General features: G+C 62.3%; 18 protein-coding genes and 1 tRNA gene. 13 read left to right on the top strand and 6 right to left on the bottom strand.

The features are described 5' to 3' along the window. Positions 1-30: 30 nt before the first annotated feature. Positions 31-1,410, bottom strand: coding sequence for a helix-turn-helix domain-containing protein (locus BLV27_RS16120; RefSeq protein WP_092647530.1), 1,380 nt, complete (start codon positions 1,408-1,410; stop codon positions 31-33). A 57-nt stretch (positions 1,411-1,467) separates the two neighbouring features. Next, the gene (locus BLV27_RS16115) at positions 1,468-2,682 is read right to left on the bottom strand and encodes a multidrug effflux MFS transporter (RefSeq protein ID WP_092647529.1); all 1,215 of its coding nucleotides are present in this window, start codon (positions 2,680-2,682) and stop codon (positions 1,468-1,470) included. Between the two features lie 235 nt (positions 2,683-2,917). On the opposite strand from BLV27_RS16115, the gene BLV27_RS16110 reads away from it, so the two are divergent. From BLV27_RS16110 to BLV27_RS16080, 9 genes are all read left to right on the top strand, one after another. Beyond that, positions 2,918-4,450, top strand: coding sequence for an acyl-CoA carboxylase subunit beta (locus tag BLV27_RS16110; RefSeq protein WP_092647528.1), 1,533 nt, complete (start codon positions 2,918-2,920; stop codon positions 4,448-4,450). Continuing rightward, positions 4,447-4,806: a hypothetical protein gene (locus tag BLV27_RS16105; protein WP_244504711.1), complete on the top strand. Its 360-nt coding sequence runs from the start codon at positions 4,447-4,449 to the stop codon at positions 4,804-4,806. The genes BLV27_RS16110 and BLV27_RS16105 overlap by 4 nt, the downstream gene beginning before the upstream one ends. A gap of 13 nt (positions 4,807-4,819) precedes the next feature. Continuing rightward, positions 4,820-5,590 carry a class I SAM-dependent methyltransferase gene (locus BLV27_RS16100; protein ID WP_139176706.1) on the top strand — a complete coding sequence of 257 codons (771 nt, stop codon included), beginning with the start codon at positions 4,820-4,822 and terminating at the stop codon, positions 5,588-5,590. Beyond that, a complete protein-coding gene (locus BLV27_RS16095) occupies positions 5,587-6,108 on the top strand; it encodes a DUF6497 family protein (RefSeq protein ID WP_092647526.1) in 522 nt (173 codons plus the stop codon). Before BLV27_RS16100 ends, BLV27_RS16095 begins: the two co-directional genes overlap by 4 nt. 115 nt (positions 6,109-6,223) lie before the next feature. Continuing rightward, positions 6,224-6,352 carry a hypothetical protein gene (locus BLV27_RS20060; protein ID WP_280140316.1) on the top strand — a complete coding sequence of 43 codons (129 nt, stop codon included), beginning with the start codon at positions 6,224-6,226 and terminating at the stop codon, positions 6,350-6,352. A gap of 336 nt (positions 6,353-6,688) precedes the next feature. Continuing rightward, entirely contained in the window at positions 6,689-6,832 is a 144-nt protein-coding gene (locus BLV27_RS19455) for a hypothetical protein (protein WP_170831486.1), read from the top strand. Positions 6,833-6,910: 78 nt separating this feature from the next. Next, positions 6,911-7,294, top strand: coding sequence for a hypothetical protein (locus BLV27_RS16090; RefSeq protein ID WP_092647525.1), 384 nt, complete (start codon positions 6,911-6,913; stop codon positions 7,292-7,294). A gap of 454 nt (positions 7,295-7,748) precedes the next feature. Next, positions 7,749-7,943: a hypothetical protein gene (locus BLV27_RS16085; protein ID WP_092647524.1), complete on the top strand. Its 195-nt coding sequence runs from the start codon at positions 7,749-7,751 to the stop codon at positions 7,941-7,943. Positions 7,944-8,081: 138 nt separating this feature from the next. Further along, complete coding sequence (locus BLV27_RS16080) at positions 8,082-10,100, top strand: acetyl-CoA carboxylase biotin carboxylase subunit (RefSeq protein WP_092647523.1); 2,019 nt, start codon at positions 8,082-8,084, stop codon at positions 10,098-10,100. Positions 10,101-10,160: 60 nt separating this feature from the next. On the opposite strand, the gene BLV27_RS16075 is transcribed toward BLV27_RS16080, so the two are convergent. After that, on the bottom strand, positions 10,161-10,616 hold the full coding sequence (locus tag BLV27_RS16075) for a DUF4174 domain-containing protein (RefSeq protein ID WP_342025395.1): 456 nt from the start codon (positions 10,614-10,616) through the stop codon (positions 10,161-10,163). A 141-nt stretch (positions 10,617-10,757) separates the two neighbouring features. Here BLV27_RS16075 and BLV27_RS16070 point away from each other — a divergent pair, with 141 nt between their 5' ends. The 3 genes from BLV27_RS16070 to BLV27_RS16060 all read left to right on the top strand — a co-directional run bounded on the left by BLV27_RS16070 (position 10,758) and on the right by BLV27_RS16060 (position 13,964). Then, positions 10,758-11,696, top strand: a complete 939-nt coding sequence (locus BLV27_RS16070) for a hypothetical protein (RefSeq protein WP_092647521.1) — start codon at positions 10,758-10,760, stop codon at positions 11,694-11,696. Then, positions 11,683-13,818: a methylmalonyl-CoA mutase gene (gene scpA / locus BLV27_RS16065; RefSeq protein ID WP_092647520.1), complete on the top strand. Its 2,136-nt coding sequence runs from the start codon at positions 11,683-11,685 to the stop codon at positions 13,816-13,818. Before BLV27_RS16070 ends, scpA begins: the two co-directional genes overlap by 14 nt. Positions 13,819-13,889: 71 nt before the next feature. Further along, positions 13,890-13,964, top strand: a tRNA-Gln gene (locus tag BLV27_RS16060). Between the two features lie 173 nt (positions 13,965-14,137). On the opposite strand, the gene BLV27_RS16055 is transcribed toward BLV27_RS16060, so the two are convergent. Together BLV27_RS16055 and BLV27_RS16050 are read right to left on the bottom strand one after the other, a co-directional pair. Continuing rightward, positions 14,138-15,778 carry a recombinase family protein gene (locus tag BLV27_RS16055; protein ID WP_092647519.1) on the bottom strand — a complete coding sequence of 547 codons (1,641 nt, stop codon included), beginning with the start codon at positions 15,776-15,778 and terminating at the stop codon, positions 14,138-14,140. A gap of 41 nt (positions 15,779-15,819) precedes the next feature. After that, positions 15,820-16,491 carry a DUF2924 domain-containing protein gene (locus tag BLV27_RS16050; RefSeq protein ID WP_139176703.1) on the bottom strand — a complete coding sequence of 224 codons (672 nt, stop codon included), beginning with the start codon at positions 16,489-16,491 and terminating at the stop codon, positions 15,820-15,822. Between the two features lie 105 nt (positions 16,492-16,596). Between BLV27_RS16050 and BLV27_RS16045 the strand changes: the two genes are divergently transcribed. Then, on the top strand, positions 16,597-16,869 hold the full coding sequence (locus BLV27_RS16045; RefSeq protein ID WP_092647517.1) for a metal-sensitive transcriptional regulator: 273 nt from the start codon (positions 16,597-16,599) through the stop codon (positions 16,867-16,869). A 116-nt stretch (positions 16,870-16,985) separates the two neighbouring features. Here BLV27_RS16045 and BLV27_RS19450 read toward each other — a convergent pair whose 3' ends face one another. Beyond that, positions 16,986-17,147, bottom strand: coding sequence for a hypothetical protein (locus BLV27_RS19450; RefSeq protein ID WP_170831485.1), 162 nt, complete (start codon positions 17,145-17,147; stop codon positions 16,986-16,988). Between the last annotated feature and the right edge of the window lie 4 nt (positions 17,148-17,151).

Genomic DNA, 17,151 nt, shown 5'->3' with positions numbered 1-17,151 from the left:
TGGCGCAATCTGCTCAGATCAGCGCATCGTTCACAAGTCGTAAGGCAGCAAACCACGATCATCAGGATCGATCTTCAGCGGCCGTTCCAAGGGCGGAACAGCGCGTTGATGACAGGCGACGCGCTCGCAGATGCGGCAACTGATCCCGATGGGCTCGAACGTGGCGGACAGGTCCAGGCCATCGGCATAGGTGATGCGTGGCGCATGGCGCACTTCGCAGCCAAGGGCGATCGCGTGGCGACGTGTCGGCGTGCCGAAGGCACCGCCGGACGTGGAAACATCGCGCGCAAGGCAGAAATATCGGACCCCGTCGGGTGTTTCAGCCATCTGTCGCAGGAAACGACCTGGGGTGGCGAAGGCCGCGTGCACGTTCCAAAGCGGGCAGGCCCCGCCGAAGCGCGCGAATTGCAGGCGGGTGGCCGAGTGGCGCTTGGTGATCTGCCCGGCCTGATCGACGCGAACAAAGAAGAAAGGCACGCCCTTGGCACCAGTGCGTTGCAGCGTGGACAGGCGATGGGCCACCTGCTCCAGCGATGCGCCAAATTGCCGGGCTAGCCGCTCCAGATCATGCCGCGTGTCTTCGGCGGCAGCGCGGAATGCCTCGTATGGCATAAGCGCGGCCCCGGCGAAGTAGTTTGCAAGCCCGGTACGGGCGATGGCGCGGGCGTCGTCGCTGCTGAACCTGGCCAGGTCCAACGTGGCATCCAGTAGTTTGGCCTGAGCATTGAGCGCGACCTGGTGCAGTTGTTGAAACCGGTTGGTTGCGGCGCTGGACCGGGTCGAAAGGGTCAGGCGGCGCGCCCCGCGATCGAAATGGCGCAGGCGCGGAGCCTCGTATTGGGTGACGACGACATTGCGATCGGCCCACCAGCGGGCCAGACCCGCGTCGAGGTCGCGGCCGATCTGCGCCGCGAAAGTCTCGGCGGCGCGATCGACGGAGTCGATGTAATTGTCGCAGTAATGGAAGAAGTCCCGGACCTCCTCCCAAGGTGAGGGGGTCAATGTTCCGGAGACGCCAAGGGCCGCATCCAGCGACGCAAGCCGCTCCGCCCCGTCGCGATAGGCGCGATGCAGGGTTAGGAAGGCTCGGGCCAAGGCCGGGGCATTTGCCGCCGTCAGACGCAGGTCGGCCATCGGCACGGCGTCGGAAATAACAGGATCGGCCAGCGCTTCACGCATATCGGAGACGAGGCGTTCGTCATCGCCCGCGCCCAACTCGGTCACATCGAACCCGAACTCCCGCGCGAGGGCCAGAACAACCGACGTCGAGATCGGACGATTGTTGTTTTCCATCTGGTTGAGATAGGGCAGCGAAATGCCCAAACGGGCGGCGAAATCGGTCTGGGTCAGGCCGATACGCGTCCGCACTTCGCGCAGTTTTGCCCCGGCATAGAGTTTTCGAGCCGCCATCCGCATCCCCTTTGCAAAGGGGATTAGCAGGCTTTGCAGGGTGGTGTCAGCCCGTCTTCAGCCCGCCAGCTGCCGATTCCGGCGAATGGTCAGACCGATGGCGACAACGGAACAAATGGCCGATGCGATCATCAGCGCAATCAATGGCATCGCGCCGCCACCAAAGGCCAGAAGCCACCCAGCGACCGCCGAAAGTGCCGCGCCGCCGCCGATCATCAACGCGCCACCCAGCCCGGATGCAGTGCCCGCAAGGTGCGGCTTGACCGACAACATCCCGGCGGTCGCATTCGGGATTACAAGGCCGTTGCCCAGTCCCACGAAGGTCATGAAGCCGAAAAAGACGAGGTGCGAGGTGAAGCCGAAGATTGTCAGCCCGCCCAGAACCGTCAGGCCCGCGGCCAGTCCAACGGCACCGATCAAGATCATGCGGTCGATACCCATTTGCTGTGAGAAGCGACCGGAAATTCCGTTGCCGATCAGGTAGCCGACGGCAGGCGCACCGAAGTAGATGCCCAGCGTGGCAGGATCCATGCCAAAAACCTGGGTCCCGACATAGGGCGCGCCGCCCAGATAGGCGAAGAACGACCCGCTCGCGAGGGCAGACGCGATGCTGTAGCCCCAGAACCGTCGGGATGTCAGCAATTCGGGGTACTGTCGCACCTGGTCGCGGAAGGTGCCCTCGCTCTTGGGGGCGGTCTCCCCCAAGTCGGTATAGGTCAGGACCCACAAAAATGCGCCCGCGCCGAGCAATAGCCAGAAGGTCGACTGCCAGCCGAACTGGGCCTCCAGCACGCCACCGACGGCCGGGCCGACCATGGGGACTATGGACATCCCCATTGTCACATAGCCCAGCATCGAGGCGGCTTTGTCCTGCGGGTAGAGATCGCGAACGACAGCGCGGCTGAGCACCATGGCGACGACTATTGCGGCTTGTGACATCCGGAAGAAGAGAAAGACTTCGATGCTGGTGGCCATCAGGCAACCGATTGTGGCCAGCATGAACAACACGATTCCGGACAGGATCACGGGCCGTCGGCCATAGCGATCGGAGATCGGACCGACGAAAAGCTGCAGAACCGCGTTCACACCCAGGTAAAGGCCGACCGACAACTGGATTAGGCTGTAATCGGCGGAAAAGTACGTGGCCATGGTCGGCAGGGAAGGCAGAAAGACGTTCATCGCCAAGGTCGAGACACCGACCAGTGCGACCAGCGTCAGAATGTGCGGTGGCGTGCGTGTTGCGTGCGCCTGTGGGTCTGTGAGTATTGCCATTGTAGCCAGGTACGCCTTTGGGTTTCTTATGTCAGTACCCCGGTTCGCACAAACATATGTGCATTCCGATGACCGGGGAATTGGGGCGATCGATCGCCAAGACCACATCGGACGCCGTATTTGCAAATTTGCAATATAACGAAGTTTGGCGAGCAATGATTTGCAAATATTCTAGAACGCCCTTTCCGCACCGCAGCGCAGCGTCTAGACCTGTCTGCAACAGGGAGGACGCGCCATGAAGGACATTCTGGAAGAGCTTGAGAACCGCCGCGAGCAGGCCCGCATGGGCGGCGGCGAACGCCGGATCTCCGCGCAGCACGCCAAGGGCAAGCTGACCGCACGGGAGCGGGTCGAGCTTTTGCTGGATGCGGGCTCCTTCGAGGAGTTCGACACCTTCGTCGCGCATCGCGCCACTGACTTCGGCATGGAAAAGGAGCGTCCGGCGGGCGACGGCGTGGTCACGGGCTGGGGCACTGTGAACGGGCGTCTCGTATATGTTTTCAGTCAGGACTTCACGGTCTTCGGCGGATCGCTGTCCGAGACCCACGCGCAGAAAATCTGCAAAATTCAGGATATGGCGGTTCAGAATGGCGCGCCCGTGATCGGGTTGAACGATTCCGGTGGCGCGCGCATTCAGGAAGGCGTTGCCTCGCTTGCGGGCTATGCCGAGGTGTTTCAGCGCAACATCGACGCGTCGGGCGTCATTCCGCAGATCAGCGTCATAATGGGCCCCTGCGCGGGTGGTGCGGTCTATTCGCCTGCGATGACTGACTTCATCTTCATGGTCCGCGACACGTCCTACATGTTCGTCACAGGCCCCGACGTGGTGAAGACCGTTACCAACGAAGTCGTCACGGCCGAAGAACTGGGCGGGGCCACGACGCACACGCGCAAATCCGGCGTGGCCGATTGCGCCTTTGAAAATGACGTGGAGGCGCTGGCCGAGACGCGCCGCCTGATCGACTTCCTGCCGTTGTCCAACCGCGAGAAGCCGCCCGTCCGGCCCTTCTTCGACAGCCCCGACCGTATCGAGGAGAGCCTTGACACGTTGATCCCGGACAATCCGAACTCTCCGTACGACATGAAGGAGCTGATCGGAAAACTGGCGGACGAAGGCGATTTCTTCGAAATTCAGCCAGACTTTGCCAAGAACATCCTGACCGGGTTCATCCGGATAGAAGGGCGCACTGTGGGCGTCGTCGCCAACCAGCCGATGGTTCTGGCCGGGTGCCTGGATATCGACTCCTCGCGTAAGGCCGCCAAGTTCGTGCGGTTCTGCGACGCCTTTGAAATACCGCTGCTGACGCTGGTGGACGTGCCGGGTTTCCTGCCGGGGACGAGCCAGGAATATGGCGGCGTTATCAAGCATGGTGCGAAGCTGCTGTTTGCCTATGGCGAGGCGACGGTGCCGAAGGTCACGTTGATAACGCGCAAGGCGTATGGAGGGGCCTATGACGTGATGGCGTCAAAGCATCTCAAGGGTGATTTCAACTATGCTTGGCCAACGGCGGAGATCGCGGTGATGGGGGCCAAGGGTGCGGTGGAAATCCTGTACCGATCCGAGCTGGACGACTCAGCCAAGATTGCCGAGCGGACGAAGGATTACGAGGATCGTTTCGCCAACCCGTTCGTGGCCGCCGAGAAGGGCTTCATCGACGAGGTGATCTTCCCCTCGGCCAGCCGAAAGCGCATCGCCCGCGCCTTTGCGAGTCTGCGCAGCAAGCGGCAGGACCGCCCTTGGCGCAAACATGATACCATTCCGCTTTGAGGCAGGAGGCATGGTCCTGGGACAGGCGCGGCTGGCATTTCGCGGACGACGGCGCGACTTACGCGGTTGCGCGGCGGCTGCCGGTTCAATGGGATATCAGCGCGCAAACCCGCCTGCCGGATATGGGGCGGCGCAGGTTGGCCCATGCTGTGCGGCAGGACTTGTGGCGCATTTTGCAACGGTTGCGGGGCTTCGCGCCGGTCGTGACGGTGACGCGGGACGGGCAGGGACTGTCTCTGCGGGCGGGCGGTTCCGTCGCCGGGCGGATCCCGCGGAACGCACAGGAACAGGTTGCGGCGCTGTTGAACGACCCGGTCAAGCGTGCCGCGTGGGCGCGAACGGCGCGACACAGATGATGGGATGCCGCGCATGACGTCCGACGCCGCCACTCCTGAGAGGGTCAAGGCCGCCTGTGCCACCGCCGAGATCGCGGACCTGAACGTTTCGATGTTCGACACCCGTGATCACGTGAATCTGATCCTGCAACGCTCTGAAATCCTGTGGGACGAGGCGCGACCGGGTCGTGCAATTCGCGCCTGGACCGGGGGTGATGCGGGGCCCCTGACGGAAATCGCGCAGCGGCGCGGCGACGAGATTGCCCGGCGTGCGGCGGCGGTGGCCTGGCTGGAGTGGCGCGACATGCTCTATGCACTTGTGCGCCAAAAGCCCGTATCGGTTGCCGATATCGGCTGCGGTTATGCGATGGCGGACCTGTTCGCGCATCGTGATTTGGGCGCGCGGCTCCTGCTGATCGATATCGAGGACGGGGATGTGCGTCATTTCGGCTTTGCCGAGAACGGCTCTGCCTATACGTCGCTGGAACGGGCGCGCGCGTTCCTAGAGGCGAATGGCGTACCGGGGGATGCCATCGAGACTGTGAACCCGCAATCACAGGACCTGTCGGCGCAGGCCCCCGTGGACCTTGCGATCTCCATGCTGTCTTGTGGGTTCCATTACCCTGCGGCGACGTATGCAGACTTCTATGCGTACGGCGTGGCCCCCGGCGGGGCCGTCATTCTGGACGTGCGCGGGCGTAAGGCCACGCAGGAGCGCGCGACGTTGGAAGCCATCGGAACGGTCGAGGAAATCGGGCGCGGCGCGTCGCACCTTCGCCTTCTCGCCCGAAAGGAGGCCGCATGACCTTGTGCCCTGCAAGCCGGGCGACGACCCGGCCCTCTCTTTTTCCGACAGAGGCGGTGTTTCCTCCGAAACCGCGGTTCCTTCATCGGGGGCGATACCACTGGTCGGCAGTTCTGCTTGCATGGCGCAACCTGACCTTGGCCGCTGCTTTGCTTGCTGCGTGTGCCGGTCCATCTGCGGCGCAGAGCGGGCTGCCGTCCGGTCAGGCCATCGTTTTGTGGGAAGTGGTCTGGGAGCGGGTGGATAGCACCGGCACGCAGGCAATTCTCCGTTTTATCGCGCCCGGCATCGCGCGCGAGGTGGGAACAGTGGACGTCGACGCAGCCTTTGCCGATCTGGACTGGCTTTGCGCGACACATGCCGTTCCAATTGCCAGCCTGCCCGCGTCGCATGGGGATACGGTTGTCATCACCCTGATGGACCGGCCCGTCCCTCGCGGTGAGACCGACCCCGAGGCGACGCAGTATTTTGGCATTTATACCATAGAAAACGGCGAATGTTCGCCGTCTGACTTCTGATGAGTGCGGTTTTCTACATGATTCCCTTGCGGGAACCGAAATGGGACGCCATTCGTTGTAACGCACGGGGCGATCATCGATTCCGCCACACGTCCCCGTTAAATTGGAGAATAACATGCAAAAGTTTGTCAAAGCCTTCGCCGTTCTGGGCGTCACTGCCACGCTGGTCGCCTGTGGTGCCCCGGCTGAAGAAGAAGTCGTCATCGTTCCCGTCCAGCCCGAGCCCGTTTCGACCAAGTACTGATCCGGCCTCAGGCTCTGACCGGGCCTGCCCCGGTCGGACTGCGGACACCCAACGGCCAGACCCGCGCGCAGGCGTGGCTCTGGCCGTTTTTCGTGCCAAGGCTGAAGGGCGGAGTTTCGCCGAGACTGTCCTGTTGAAGGGCACAGTCGCGGGGCATGGCCCGATTGGTGCGGCTGTGACACAAGCCTCTGGGGCAACTGGGGCATTTCTGGGGCAGCCATATCGGGGGCATTTCACTTCTGGTATGCAGATTACAGGCCGCGTCCAAGCGGCTGTCATCACGGGCGATGCCGGGATTGAAACCCCGGCATCGCCCGTCAACGTCAGGAGACCCAGATGTCGAGCATCGTCAAATTCTCTGTGGCTGTCGCCGCGCTTTCCGCCCTTTCGGGTTGCTTCCTCTCGAACCCCCAACCGGAAGAGATTGTCATCATCGAGCCGGCCCCCGTCGTGGTCGAACCCGTTACCGGCAAGTACTGAAAAGAACTCAGGGCGGGGGACAAACCTCGCCCTGACCTTCCACCCGCATCGCAACCGCACATCTCAGGAGGTGTGGACATGCTGAAGCACCGTGGCTTTCCCGGTCGTCTGACCGGATCGGATTTCCAGTTCACGATACGTCGGGGCAATCCCAAGGGCGTGACGCCGATCACCCGGCGTGAACGCTATCGCGACCGTAAGTCGGTCGACCGGCAGGCCGATACTGCTTTTCTCAAAGCGCTTATCGAACATTTCGGGGGCGACCCGTTCGAGCGGGGCAACCTAGATGCCGGGCGTCTTTCGTGGTTGTTCGGGCGCGAGGTACTTCCTGCCGAAGATCCTTTCGATCCCGCCGATTACGAGGCGCTTTTGCGCATCGACCTGAAGGTGGCAGAGGCAAACTTCCCCGAAATTTTTGCCCAGCCTGAGGCGGCCGAAGACGACGAATGGGGTGACGACTGAGCATGTTCCCGCCGATTGCATTCCCTCTTGCGCGAACCCACGCCGAACGCACGTCGCTCTCGATTTCGCGCTTTGCCGGGGGTGCGTCTGGGCGCAACGTTCGCGTGCGGTCTTCCGCGAGTGTTCAAAATGTGCGTTCGTCTGATCGTGAGTGGAAACGTACCCCCTCCTTAACCGGTCGGTGGGCTGGCCCTTGGGCTGTCTCATTGGCCGGACTTTCTTGCGCAGAGCGCAGTCAGCACGGGGGGGCAACGGCCAAAAAAGCAAGAAGAGACCGAGCAGGAGCCAATTCTAATTCCCTACCGTCCAGCGGGACAATACCGTACACTTGCCCCGCTTGCCCCTGGTCCGAGGACCTGACCGACGTTTGGTCGATTCACACAACCCGACGTTTTCTTGGAACCCAAAGTGGTCCAGGCGCGTTTACTTTCGTTAATACCTTCGGAGAGAACCAATGCACCGCAAACTTATCATCCCCGCCCTCGTGCTCGTCGCTGGCCTGTCGGCCTGCAACACCGGCTCCGACCTTGAGCGTGCTGCCATTGGGGGTGCCATCGGCTGTGCCGTCGGCGAAATCATCGATGACGGCAAATGCGTTACCGGTGCCGCGATCGGTGCCGCTGGCGGTGCGCTGTCCAACGACTTCTGATACGCAGCCCCGTCAGGGGCGTCGTACGATCATTCTGGGCTGTCCGGTCTTTCGACCGGGCGGCCCTTTCTTTTGCTCTAATGGCAGACGTCCGGCGGACTTTTGCGGATCCGGCATCAGACCGGAGGGGGAGGAACCATGTTCAAGAAAATCCTGATCGCGAACCGGGGCGAGATTGCTTGCCGGGTCATCAAGACAGCCCAGCGGATGGGCATCAAGACGGTTGCCGTTTACTCTGACGCGGATCGCAACGCTCTGCACGTCAACATGGCGGATGAGGCGGTGCATATCGGCCCGCCGCAGGCAAACCAGTCTTATATCGTGATCGACAGGATCATGGACGCCGTCAGGCAGACCGGGGCGGAGGCCGTGCATCCGGGGTACGGGTTCTTGTCCGAGAATCCCAAGTTCGCCGAGGCGCTTAAGGCCGCGGGCGTCGCTTTCATTGGTCCGCCCAAGGGCGCGATTGAGGCGATGGGCGACAAGATCACCTCCAAGAAGATCGCGCAGGAGGCGGGCGTGTCGACCGTGCCTGGGCACATGGGTCTGATTGAGGATGCGGACGAGGCGATCAAGATATCGGGGCAGATCGGCTATCCGGTCATGCTGAAGGCATCCGCCGGGGGGGGCGGTAAGGGGATGCGCATCGCCTGGGACGAGAGCGAGGTCCGCGAGGGCTTCCAGGCGTCTAAGAACGAAGCCGCCAGCAGTTTCGGTGATGACCGCATGTTCATCGAGAAATTCGTCACGCAGCCCCGCCATATCGAAATTCAGATCCTGTGCGACCAGCACGGCAACGGTGTGTACCTGGGAGAGCGGGAATGCTCGATCCAGCGCCGCAACCAGAAAGTCGTGGAAGAGGCCCCGTCGCCGTTCCTTGATGAGGCGACCCGAAAGTCGATGGGAGAACAGTCTTTGGCCCTCGCGCATGCCGTCGGCTATGCCAGCGCGGGTACGGTCGAGTTCATCGTGGATGGGGACCGCAATTTCTACTTCCTGGAAATGAACACCCGTCTTCAGGTGGAACACCCGGTGACCGAGCTGATTACCGGTGTCGACCTGGTCGAGCACATGATCCGCGTCGCCTACGGTGAAACGCTGTCGTTCGGACAGGACGACGTGAAACTGAACGGTTGGGCGATGGAAAGCCGACTTTATGCTGAGGACCCGTACCGCGGGTTCCTGCCCTCGATCGGGCGTCTGACCCGGTATCGCCCGCCGTTGGAAACGCCGGAGTACCAGCCGGGCGTCACACCTTCGGCTCCGGTCGTGCGCAACGACACCGGCGTCTTTGAAGGCGGCGAGATCAGCATGTATTACGATCCGATGATCGCCAAGTTGTGCACCTGGGCTCCGACGCGGGGCGATGCGATTCAGGGGATGCGCGACGCGCTTGACGGGTTCGAGGTGGAAGGAATCGGACACAACCTGCCATTCCTGTCGGCCGTGATGGACCATCCCAAATTCATCGCCGGGGAGATGACCACGGCCTTTATCGCCGAGGAGTTCCCGGACGGTTTCAACGGCGTCGCACTGCCCGAACTGCATCTCAAGCGGATTGCCGCAGCCTGCGCCGCCATGCACCGCATCGCCGAGATCCGCCGTACCCGCGTGTCGGGCCGGATGGACAATCACGAGCGTGTGGTCGGGACGGACTGGGTCGTCACGATGGGCGAACACCGGTTCGAAACATCGATCGTCGCGGACCGTGACGGCGCGGACGTAACCATCGATGGGGAAATCCTGCGCTGTGAAAGCGCATGGACACCCGGCGATCAACTCGCAAGGATTGCTGTCTCGGGCGAGGTGATCGTCCTGAAGGTTGGCAAGATCACCCAAGGCTTCCGGATCCGCACGCGGGGGGCTGACCTGCAGGTCAAGGTGCGCACCCCGCGTCAGGCGGAGCTGGCCGCGCTGATGCCCGAGAAACTGCCGCCTGATACCTCGAAGCTGCTGCTCTGCCCCATGCCCGGCCTGATCGTCCGGGTGGAAGTGGTCGAGGGTGACGTAGTTCAGGAGGGCCAGGCGCTGGCCGTCGTGGAAGCGATGAAGATGGAGAACATCCTGCGCGCGGAGAAGAGGGGCATTGTCATCAAGATCAACGCCGGACCGGGCGACAGCCTGGCGGTCGACGACATCATCCTGGAGTTCGAGTGACCCATTGGCCCCGGCACGCGCCATAAACGCCGAAGCGTCGGAATACCGGATGCGGTCGACCTATCGGTCGCGCCCCATTTCCTGTCGGCGCATCGGCATCTTGTCGATGGAGCGCGACAATTCCCGCACGGTCCACGGCAGGGGCTTGCGCAGCTCGATCCTACCGTCCTTGCCGATCAGGACCAGCATGAAACCGCGGGGCCGCAGCCTGTTGCGCAGGTCCGACGGCTCGTCCGGGTTCGTGTCGGTGATCACGATGACATCGCGCGTGATCAGTCGCGGCATATCGGCCCTAATTTCTTCCATCTGTTCCACGAAGGACGGGTCGCGCGGCGAGTTTGCAAAAATGACGACGGGTCGTGCGACCCACTTCAAATCGGCGAGGTCGATATCGCCCGCCTCAAAGATCTGTCCCGGATCCTCACGCCAACGCTCCTCAAGCGAGGGGACGTCGGCGGCCATTGCGGGCCAGGCCAAGGTCAGGGCCGCCAGTGCGGCAATCAGTGTGGGGCGCATGTTCATCGTCCGTATTGTTTGCTCTTATATAGGCATAGGCAAGCGATTGGCGAAGGTTTGCGCAGCACGATCGAGCCAATTTGCCGCGATCGGTGTGCTTAACCGGGTCGCAGGCGATCGTCAGCCCCGGGGGGTGGCTTCATGAAAAGACCGGACCTCGCTCACCTGACACAGAATCCACCGATCACCCTTCACCTTGGGGCACATCGGACAGGCACGACCGGGTTGCAGCGCCTGCTGTCGCGGAACGCCGACTATCTGGCCACGCGGCGCATCGCGGTCTGGGTACCGAAGCGCACGCGCGACGGGCTTCTGACCGGTGTACTTGGCGATCCGGGCCGGGTGGACGCGCGACGTAACGTCAAGGCCCATCGGACGGCTGGACGCGTCGCGATGCTCAGCTCGGAGTTGTCTCACGCGGGGGTGCGCAGGCTGGTGATCAGCGAAGAGAACATTCTGGGCGGTCTGCGAGAGAACCTGTTGCTCGGGCGGCTCTACCCCACGGTGTCCGCGCGGGTGGAACGTGCGGCGGCAGCGCTGCCTGGCATCGACCACGTCGTTCTGTCGATCCGCAGCCCAGATGCCTGGTGGACCAGTGTCTTCGCCTGCCAGATGATGCGAGGCTTTGCCCCCCCGGACCGCGCAACGCTCGACACCATTATGCGCGTGCGGCGATCCTGGCGGGACGTCATCGGCGACGTTGCGGGCGTTCTGCCCGATGCCCGGCTGACCGTCTGGATTCACGAGGACATGGCCTCGCGGCCCGAAGTCGCCCTGCGGGAACTGACGGGCGAAATGCCTCAATGCAGATACGTGCCCCGTCTGAACGAATCCCCAAGCTGCGCCGCCCTTCAGGCGCGCCTGCTGGACGAGGGCTGGATCACGGCCCTGCCGCAGGTGGCGGGGCACTATGCACCTTTCACCCCGGATGAACGCGCGCAACTGCGCGACCGCTACGACGCGGACCTGTCCTGGCTTCGGGAGGGCGCGGACGGGCTGATCGACCGGGACACATATGACAAGACATCCCCTTCAGAGGGGCCTTTCCGCGACAGGAGACCGAGACATGGCCAACACTGACGACAAGAACAGATGGAGGAAGCTGGCTGAAGCGGAGCTGCGCGGTCGGACGCTGGACGATCTGACATGGAAGACGCTGGAGGGCATCGACGTTGCCCCGGTCTATGCCCCGTCGGATCTGGACGGCGTGACCCACACCGGTCCCATGCCGGGGGAGGCCCCCTATACGCGCGGCGTCAAGTCCACGATGTATGCCGGGCGCCCGTGGACCATTCGGCAGTACGCCGGATTTTCGACTGCCGAGGAGAGCAACGCCTTCTACCGTCGCGCATTGGCGGGCGGGCAACAGGGCGTATCGGTTGCCTTCGACCTCGCCACCCACCGCGGATACGACAGCGACCATCCCCGCGTGGTGGGTGATGTCGGCAAGGCGGGTGTCGCCATCGACAGCGTCGAAGACATGAAGATCCTGTTCGACGACATACCGCTGGACAAGGTTTCGGTTTCGATGACCATGAACGGTGCCGTCATCCCGATCCTGGCGAATTTCATCGTCGCCGGCGAAGAGCAGGGGGTCGCGCGGTCGGCGCTTTCGGGCACCATCCAGAACGACATCCTCAAGGAATTCATGGTGCGGAACACCTATGTCTATCCGCCCGAACCCTCGATGCGGATCATCGCGGACATCATCGAATACACCGCCGACGAGATGCCGAAGTTCAACTCCATATCCATCTCCGGCTACCACATGCAGGAGGCGGGCGCGAACCTGGTGCAGGAGTTGGCCTTCACCCTGGCCGACGGGCGCGAATACGTGCGGACCGCTATCGCGCGCGGTATGGACGTGGACCGTTTCGCGGGGCGGCTTTCGTTCTTCTTCGCCATCGGGATGAATTTCTTCATGGAGGCGGCCAAGCTGCGCGCCGCCCGCCTGCTTTGGCACCGCATCATGGCGGAGTTCGAGCCCAAGAACCCCAAATCGTCCATGTTGCGCACGCATTGCCAGACGTCCGGCGTCAGCTTGCAGGAGCAGGACCCCTACAACAACGTCGTGCGCACCGCTTACGAAGCGATGGCCGCCGTTCTGGGCGGGACGCAATCGCTGCATACCAACTCGTTTGACGAAGCGATGGCGCTGCCGTCCGAGCGGTCCTCGCGGATCGCCCGAAACACGCAACTTATCCTTCAGGAGGAGACGGGCGTGACCAATGTCGTCGATCCGCTTGCGGGCAGCTATTACGTTGAAAAACTGACTCACGATATGGCCGAGGCCGCGTGGAAGTTGATCGAAGAGGTCGAGGAACTGGGCGGCATGACCAAGGCCGTCGCGAGCGGAATGCCCAAATTGCGGATCGAGGAATCGGCTGCCACCCGCCAGGCCATGATCGACAAGGGCGAAGAGGTGATCGTTGGCGTCAACAAGTACCGCCGGGAGACGGAGGACGAGATCGATATCCTGAACATCGACAATGACGCCGTGCGCGAGAGCCAGGTCGCGCGGCTGAAACGCATTCGGGACAGCCGAGATCAGGCCGCCTGCGATGCGGCCCTGGCCGAATTGGAGCGCCGCGCGCGCGACGGCGGCAACCTGCTGGAAGCGGCAGTTGAGGCCGCCCGGCACAGGGCAAGCGTTGGGGAGATCAGCATGGCCATGGAAAACGTATTCGGTCGACACCGGGCCGAGGTCAAGACGCTCGCCGGGGTTTACGGTGCCGCCTATGAAGGCGATGCAGGCTTTGCCGCGATCCAGAAGGACGTGGAGGATTTTGCTGAAAACGAAGGCCGTCGCCCACGGATGCTGGTCGTCAAGATGGGGCAGGACGGGCACGACCGTGGAGCCAAAGTCATCGCCACGGCCTTTGCCGACATCGGATTCGACGTGGACGTCGGTCCGTTGTTTCAAACGCCGGAGGAAGCCGCGCAGGATGCCATTGACAACGACGTCCACGTCGTCGGTATCTCCAGCCAGGCGGCGGGCCACAAGACACTGGCCCCCAAGCTGATCGCCGCGCTGAACGAGGCTGGGGCTGGGGAGATCATCGTTATCTGTGGAGGTGTTATCCCGCAGCAGGACTATGATTTCCTCAAGAATGCCGGTGTTGCCGCGATCTTTGGGCCGGGGACGAACATTCCCGCCGCCGCGGCGGATATACTCAAGCTGATCCGCGCGGCACGCGACTGAGGATACTGGCCGCAAGGGGAGGATTTTTCCCTTGCGGCCCGACCCGGCCTCTACTATTTCCGCCGCACGGTTGGGATGTGGCGCAGTGGTAGCGCAACGGTTTTTGGTACCGCAGGTCGTAGGTTCGAATCCTACCATCCCAGCCAGACACTTCTTCAAAAGCAGACCGTACGACTGTCGCTCCAGGTAGCGTCGGTATTTCAGCAGGTTACAGCTATAGCGGCTCAACGCAGACCGCTCGTGCGCCGCAGATATGCCCCAGTCTTAACCGAAGTCTGAGGTCGGGCTTTGCGCGATACGAGTGTCCGTGGAGTTGTGTTCAGAGAGTCGCGATCAGAGCGCGCTGGTCTTGCCAGTCGCCCGGCAGAGCGTGCCGTACGCACCAGTCGGACGTGAATCCCAGAGGTTGTTTGCCGTCGAGGACATCGCGGATGATGTCAGGAGCGAGGAAGGCCAGATCAATCAGCTTATGGATCCTGCCGTTCGTGGTGCGCTCGGCCTCTGCGATCTCCGAAAGAGTTCTGCCCGTTTTGATCTGCTCGAACCAGAGATTCGCTCTGGCGATGTTGCGGATGAGTGCCTCGTCGATACCTGCCGGTGCCTCGGCGAGGATGATCTTCGTTTCGACGCCACGCTTTCGCAGCCGGAACGGGAAGGTCGCGAAGAGCGCGTCTTCTGCGACACTGCAACTGTCTGCGCCAATGGCTTCGGCGACTGCATCGGCCCTCAGGTGCAGGTCCGGCCTGCCGGGCGCAATGTCGATGCGGGTGATCAGACTGAAGAGCGTATCAGGTTCGGCCTTGTCACCGACCTTTGCAAGCGCCGACGCGGCCTTACCGATCTGATCCGCCGTTGCATGCGGCAGAAGCTTTGTCGCGAAGCCCGATGCCGGTAGCAACTTGCGGAGCAGATCGATCATCCTACTCTCAAATTCAGCCGCGGGCAGGCACCAGGCGTTCTGCTGCGCCTCGCCGCTCTTCGCGACCAGCCGGTGCGAGATGTAGTAGCGAAGGCGGACGCCCTGCTTCGTCTTTGAATGCGACGGCGTCAGCCGGTCGCCGGTCTCATCAAAGAGCTTGCCGCAGAGAGGGGAGCGGCGGGTGACCGTCGTCTTTGAACGGCTTTTCGCCGCGCCATCCTGAAGCTGCGCCTGGGCGGCCTCCCACGTCTCCGGCTTAATGATCGCCGGGTGCTGACCCTCAAACACCTTGTCCCGGTGCCGGATGCGCCCGGCGTAGATCGGGTTGGTCAGAATGTGATGGATGTGCCCCCGGTCGAACGGGCGGTCGCCGGTCGTCGTGCCATTCGCTGAGGTTCGGCGGCGGCTCCGGAGGCCCAGTCCGTCTGCCCGCTCCCTGACGGCGCGAACGGTGCCGTGCTGGTCGTAGAGGTCATAGAGCGTCCGGACGGTCTTTGCCTCGCCCTCGTTGATCCGCAGCGTCCGACCATCCGGATCATAGCCAAGCGGGACATTGCCCCCCATCCACAGCCCCTTGCGCTTGGAGGCCGCGATCTTGTCTCGGATGCGCTCGGCGGTCACTTCGCGCTCGAACTGAGCAAAGCTCAGCAACATGTTCAGGGTCAGCCGGCCCATGCTCGTGGCCGTGTTGAACGACTGGGTCACGGACACGAAAGACGCCTCCGCCGCATCGAGGATGTCCACGATCTTCGAGAAGTCCGCCAGTGACCGGGTCAGTCGGTCGATCTTGTAGAGGATGATCTGATCCACTCTGCCCTGCCGGACATCGTCCAGCAGCTGCCTGAGCGCGGGCCGCTCCAGACTGCCACCTGACAACCCGCCGTCGTCATAAGCATCCGGCAACAGCACCCAGCCCTCGTGCTTCTGGCTGGCGACATAGGCCGCACAGGCTTCCCGCTGGGCGTGCAGCGAGTTCAACTCCTGCTCCAGCCCGTCATCGGAGCTCTTGCGAGTGTAAATGGCACAGCGAATCTTCTTCATGCGCCGTCCCTTCCCGTCAGGCCGAAGAACCGGGGCCCCGACTAGGTCGTCCCGGTAATGTGCTTCGCGATGGCCGAGAGCGAGGGCCAGCTGCGTCCGTCCATCCGGAAACCATCTCCGGCAACCTCGACCTGATAGCTGCGCCCATTCCACTCCCGCACCAGATGCGACCCGGTGCTCAGTCTGACAGGCGCTGCAGCGCGGATGCGGGGTGCCGCATTCCCATTGGCTTCGATGTCCGCGATATATCGCTGCAGTTCCGCAATCTCGCCGCGCTGCGCCTCGATGATCGCATCCGCCAGCTCGCGCACGCGGGGATCGGAAATATTGGCGCGTTCGCTTGTCAGGATCGCGATGGAATGGTGGGGGATCATCGCCCTCATCCAGGCCACGTCACCTACAGTGTCCTGTGACCGCACCAGATAGACGCCAGCCGCAAAGGCGATAACAGCGCCCGCGAAGATCGCGATGTTGGTTTTCCGGTTGGAATACATGCCGAGCATGAAAGCCAGCATGATGATCGCCATCATCCCGCCCATGTAGAGGGCCATCCACATGCGCGTCTGCGAGAAGAAGACATGATCCAGCGCGTAGGTGTTGAGATACATCAGGCCATACATCACGACCGTCGAGGTGCCGATCATGGCGAAGAACCGGCCATAGCCTCCGGATTTTCCCGCGTGGCTATCGTGATGTGTATTCCTTGAATCCATTGTAGTGTCTCAATGACGTGCCATTGTCTGTCTCTCCGATATACCCATATGGGGTATATAGCCAGATTGTCAGCCCATGGTTCCACAAAGAGGGATATTCAGCTTATGAAAGCGAACAAGGACAAGACACTGGACCGCCTGTCACGACTGGAAGGGCAGGTGCGCGGTGTTGCCAAGATGGTCGAGACGGGCCGCTACTGCATGGACATCCTTGCCCAGACAGCAGCCATCAGGTCTGCGATCCTGGGCGTCGAGAAACTTGTGCTTGAGAACCATGCTGAGCATTGCGTCGAAACCGCGATCCGGAGCGGTGATCCAGAGGAACAGCGTGCCAAGTTCGACGAGCTGATCGGGCTTTTGCAGAAAGCATCGAAGTAACAGTTTCAGTCCAGTTTTTCGCCGCGCCAGAGCATGACCGCCAAAGCTATCGCCAGTACCGCGTCGATGCCAAGACAGAACGGCCCCCACCATCCCGGCGCTGGGTTTGCCAGCACTCATCCGACCGATATGTCGAATATCCCGTGCCCGAGTAGTGCAGCGGCCAGTATCCATGCCGAGGCGCGCGCTCCCATGATGGCGAGGATCGCAAAGCCGGCTGCAAGAAGCGTATGGATCACGATCTCGGAGGTGTCGCCGGTCTGGATCGCAAAGACCACGTAG

Origin of the sequence: Jannaschia faecimaris, from assembly GCF_900107415.1 — a bacterium.
Classification (GTDB): domain Bacteria; phylum Pseudomonadota; class Alphaproteobacteria; order Rhodobacterales; family Rhodobacteraceae; genus Jannaschia; species Jannaschia faecimaris.
Note: the sequence above shows the minus strand (reverse complement) of the source record. Positions and strands in the feature narration are given on the sequence as shown.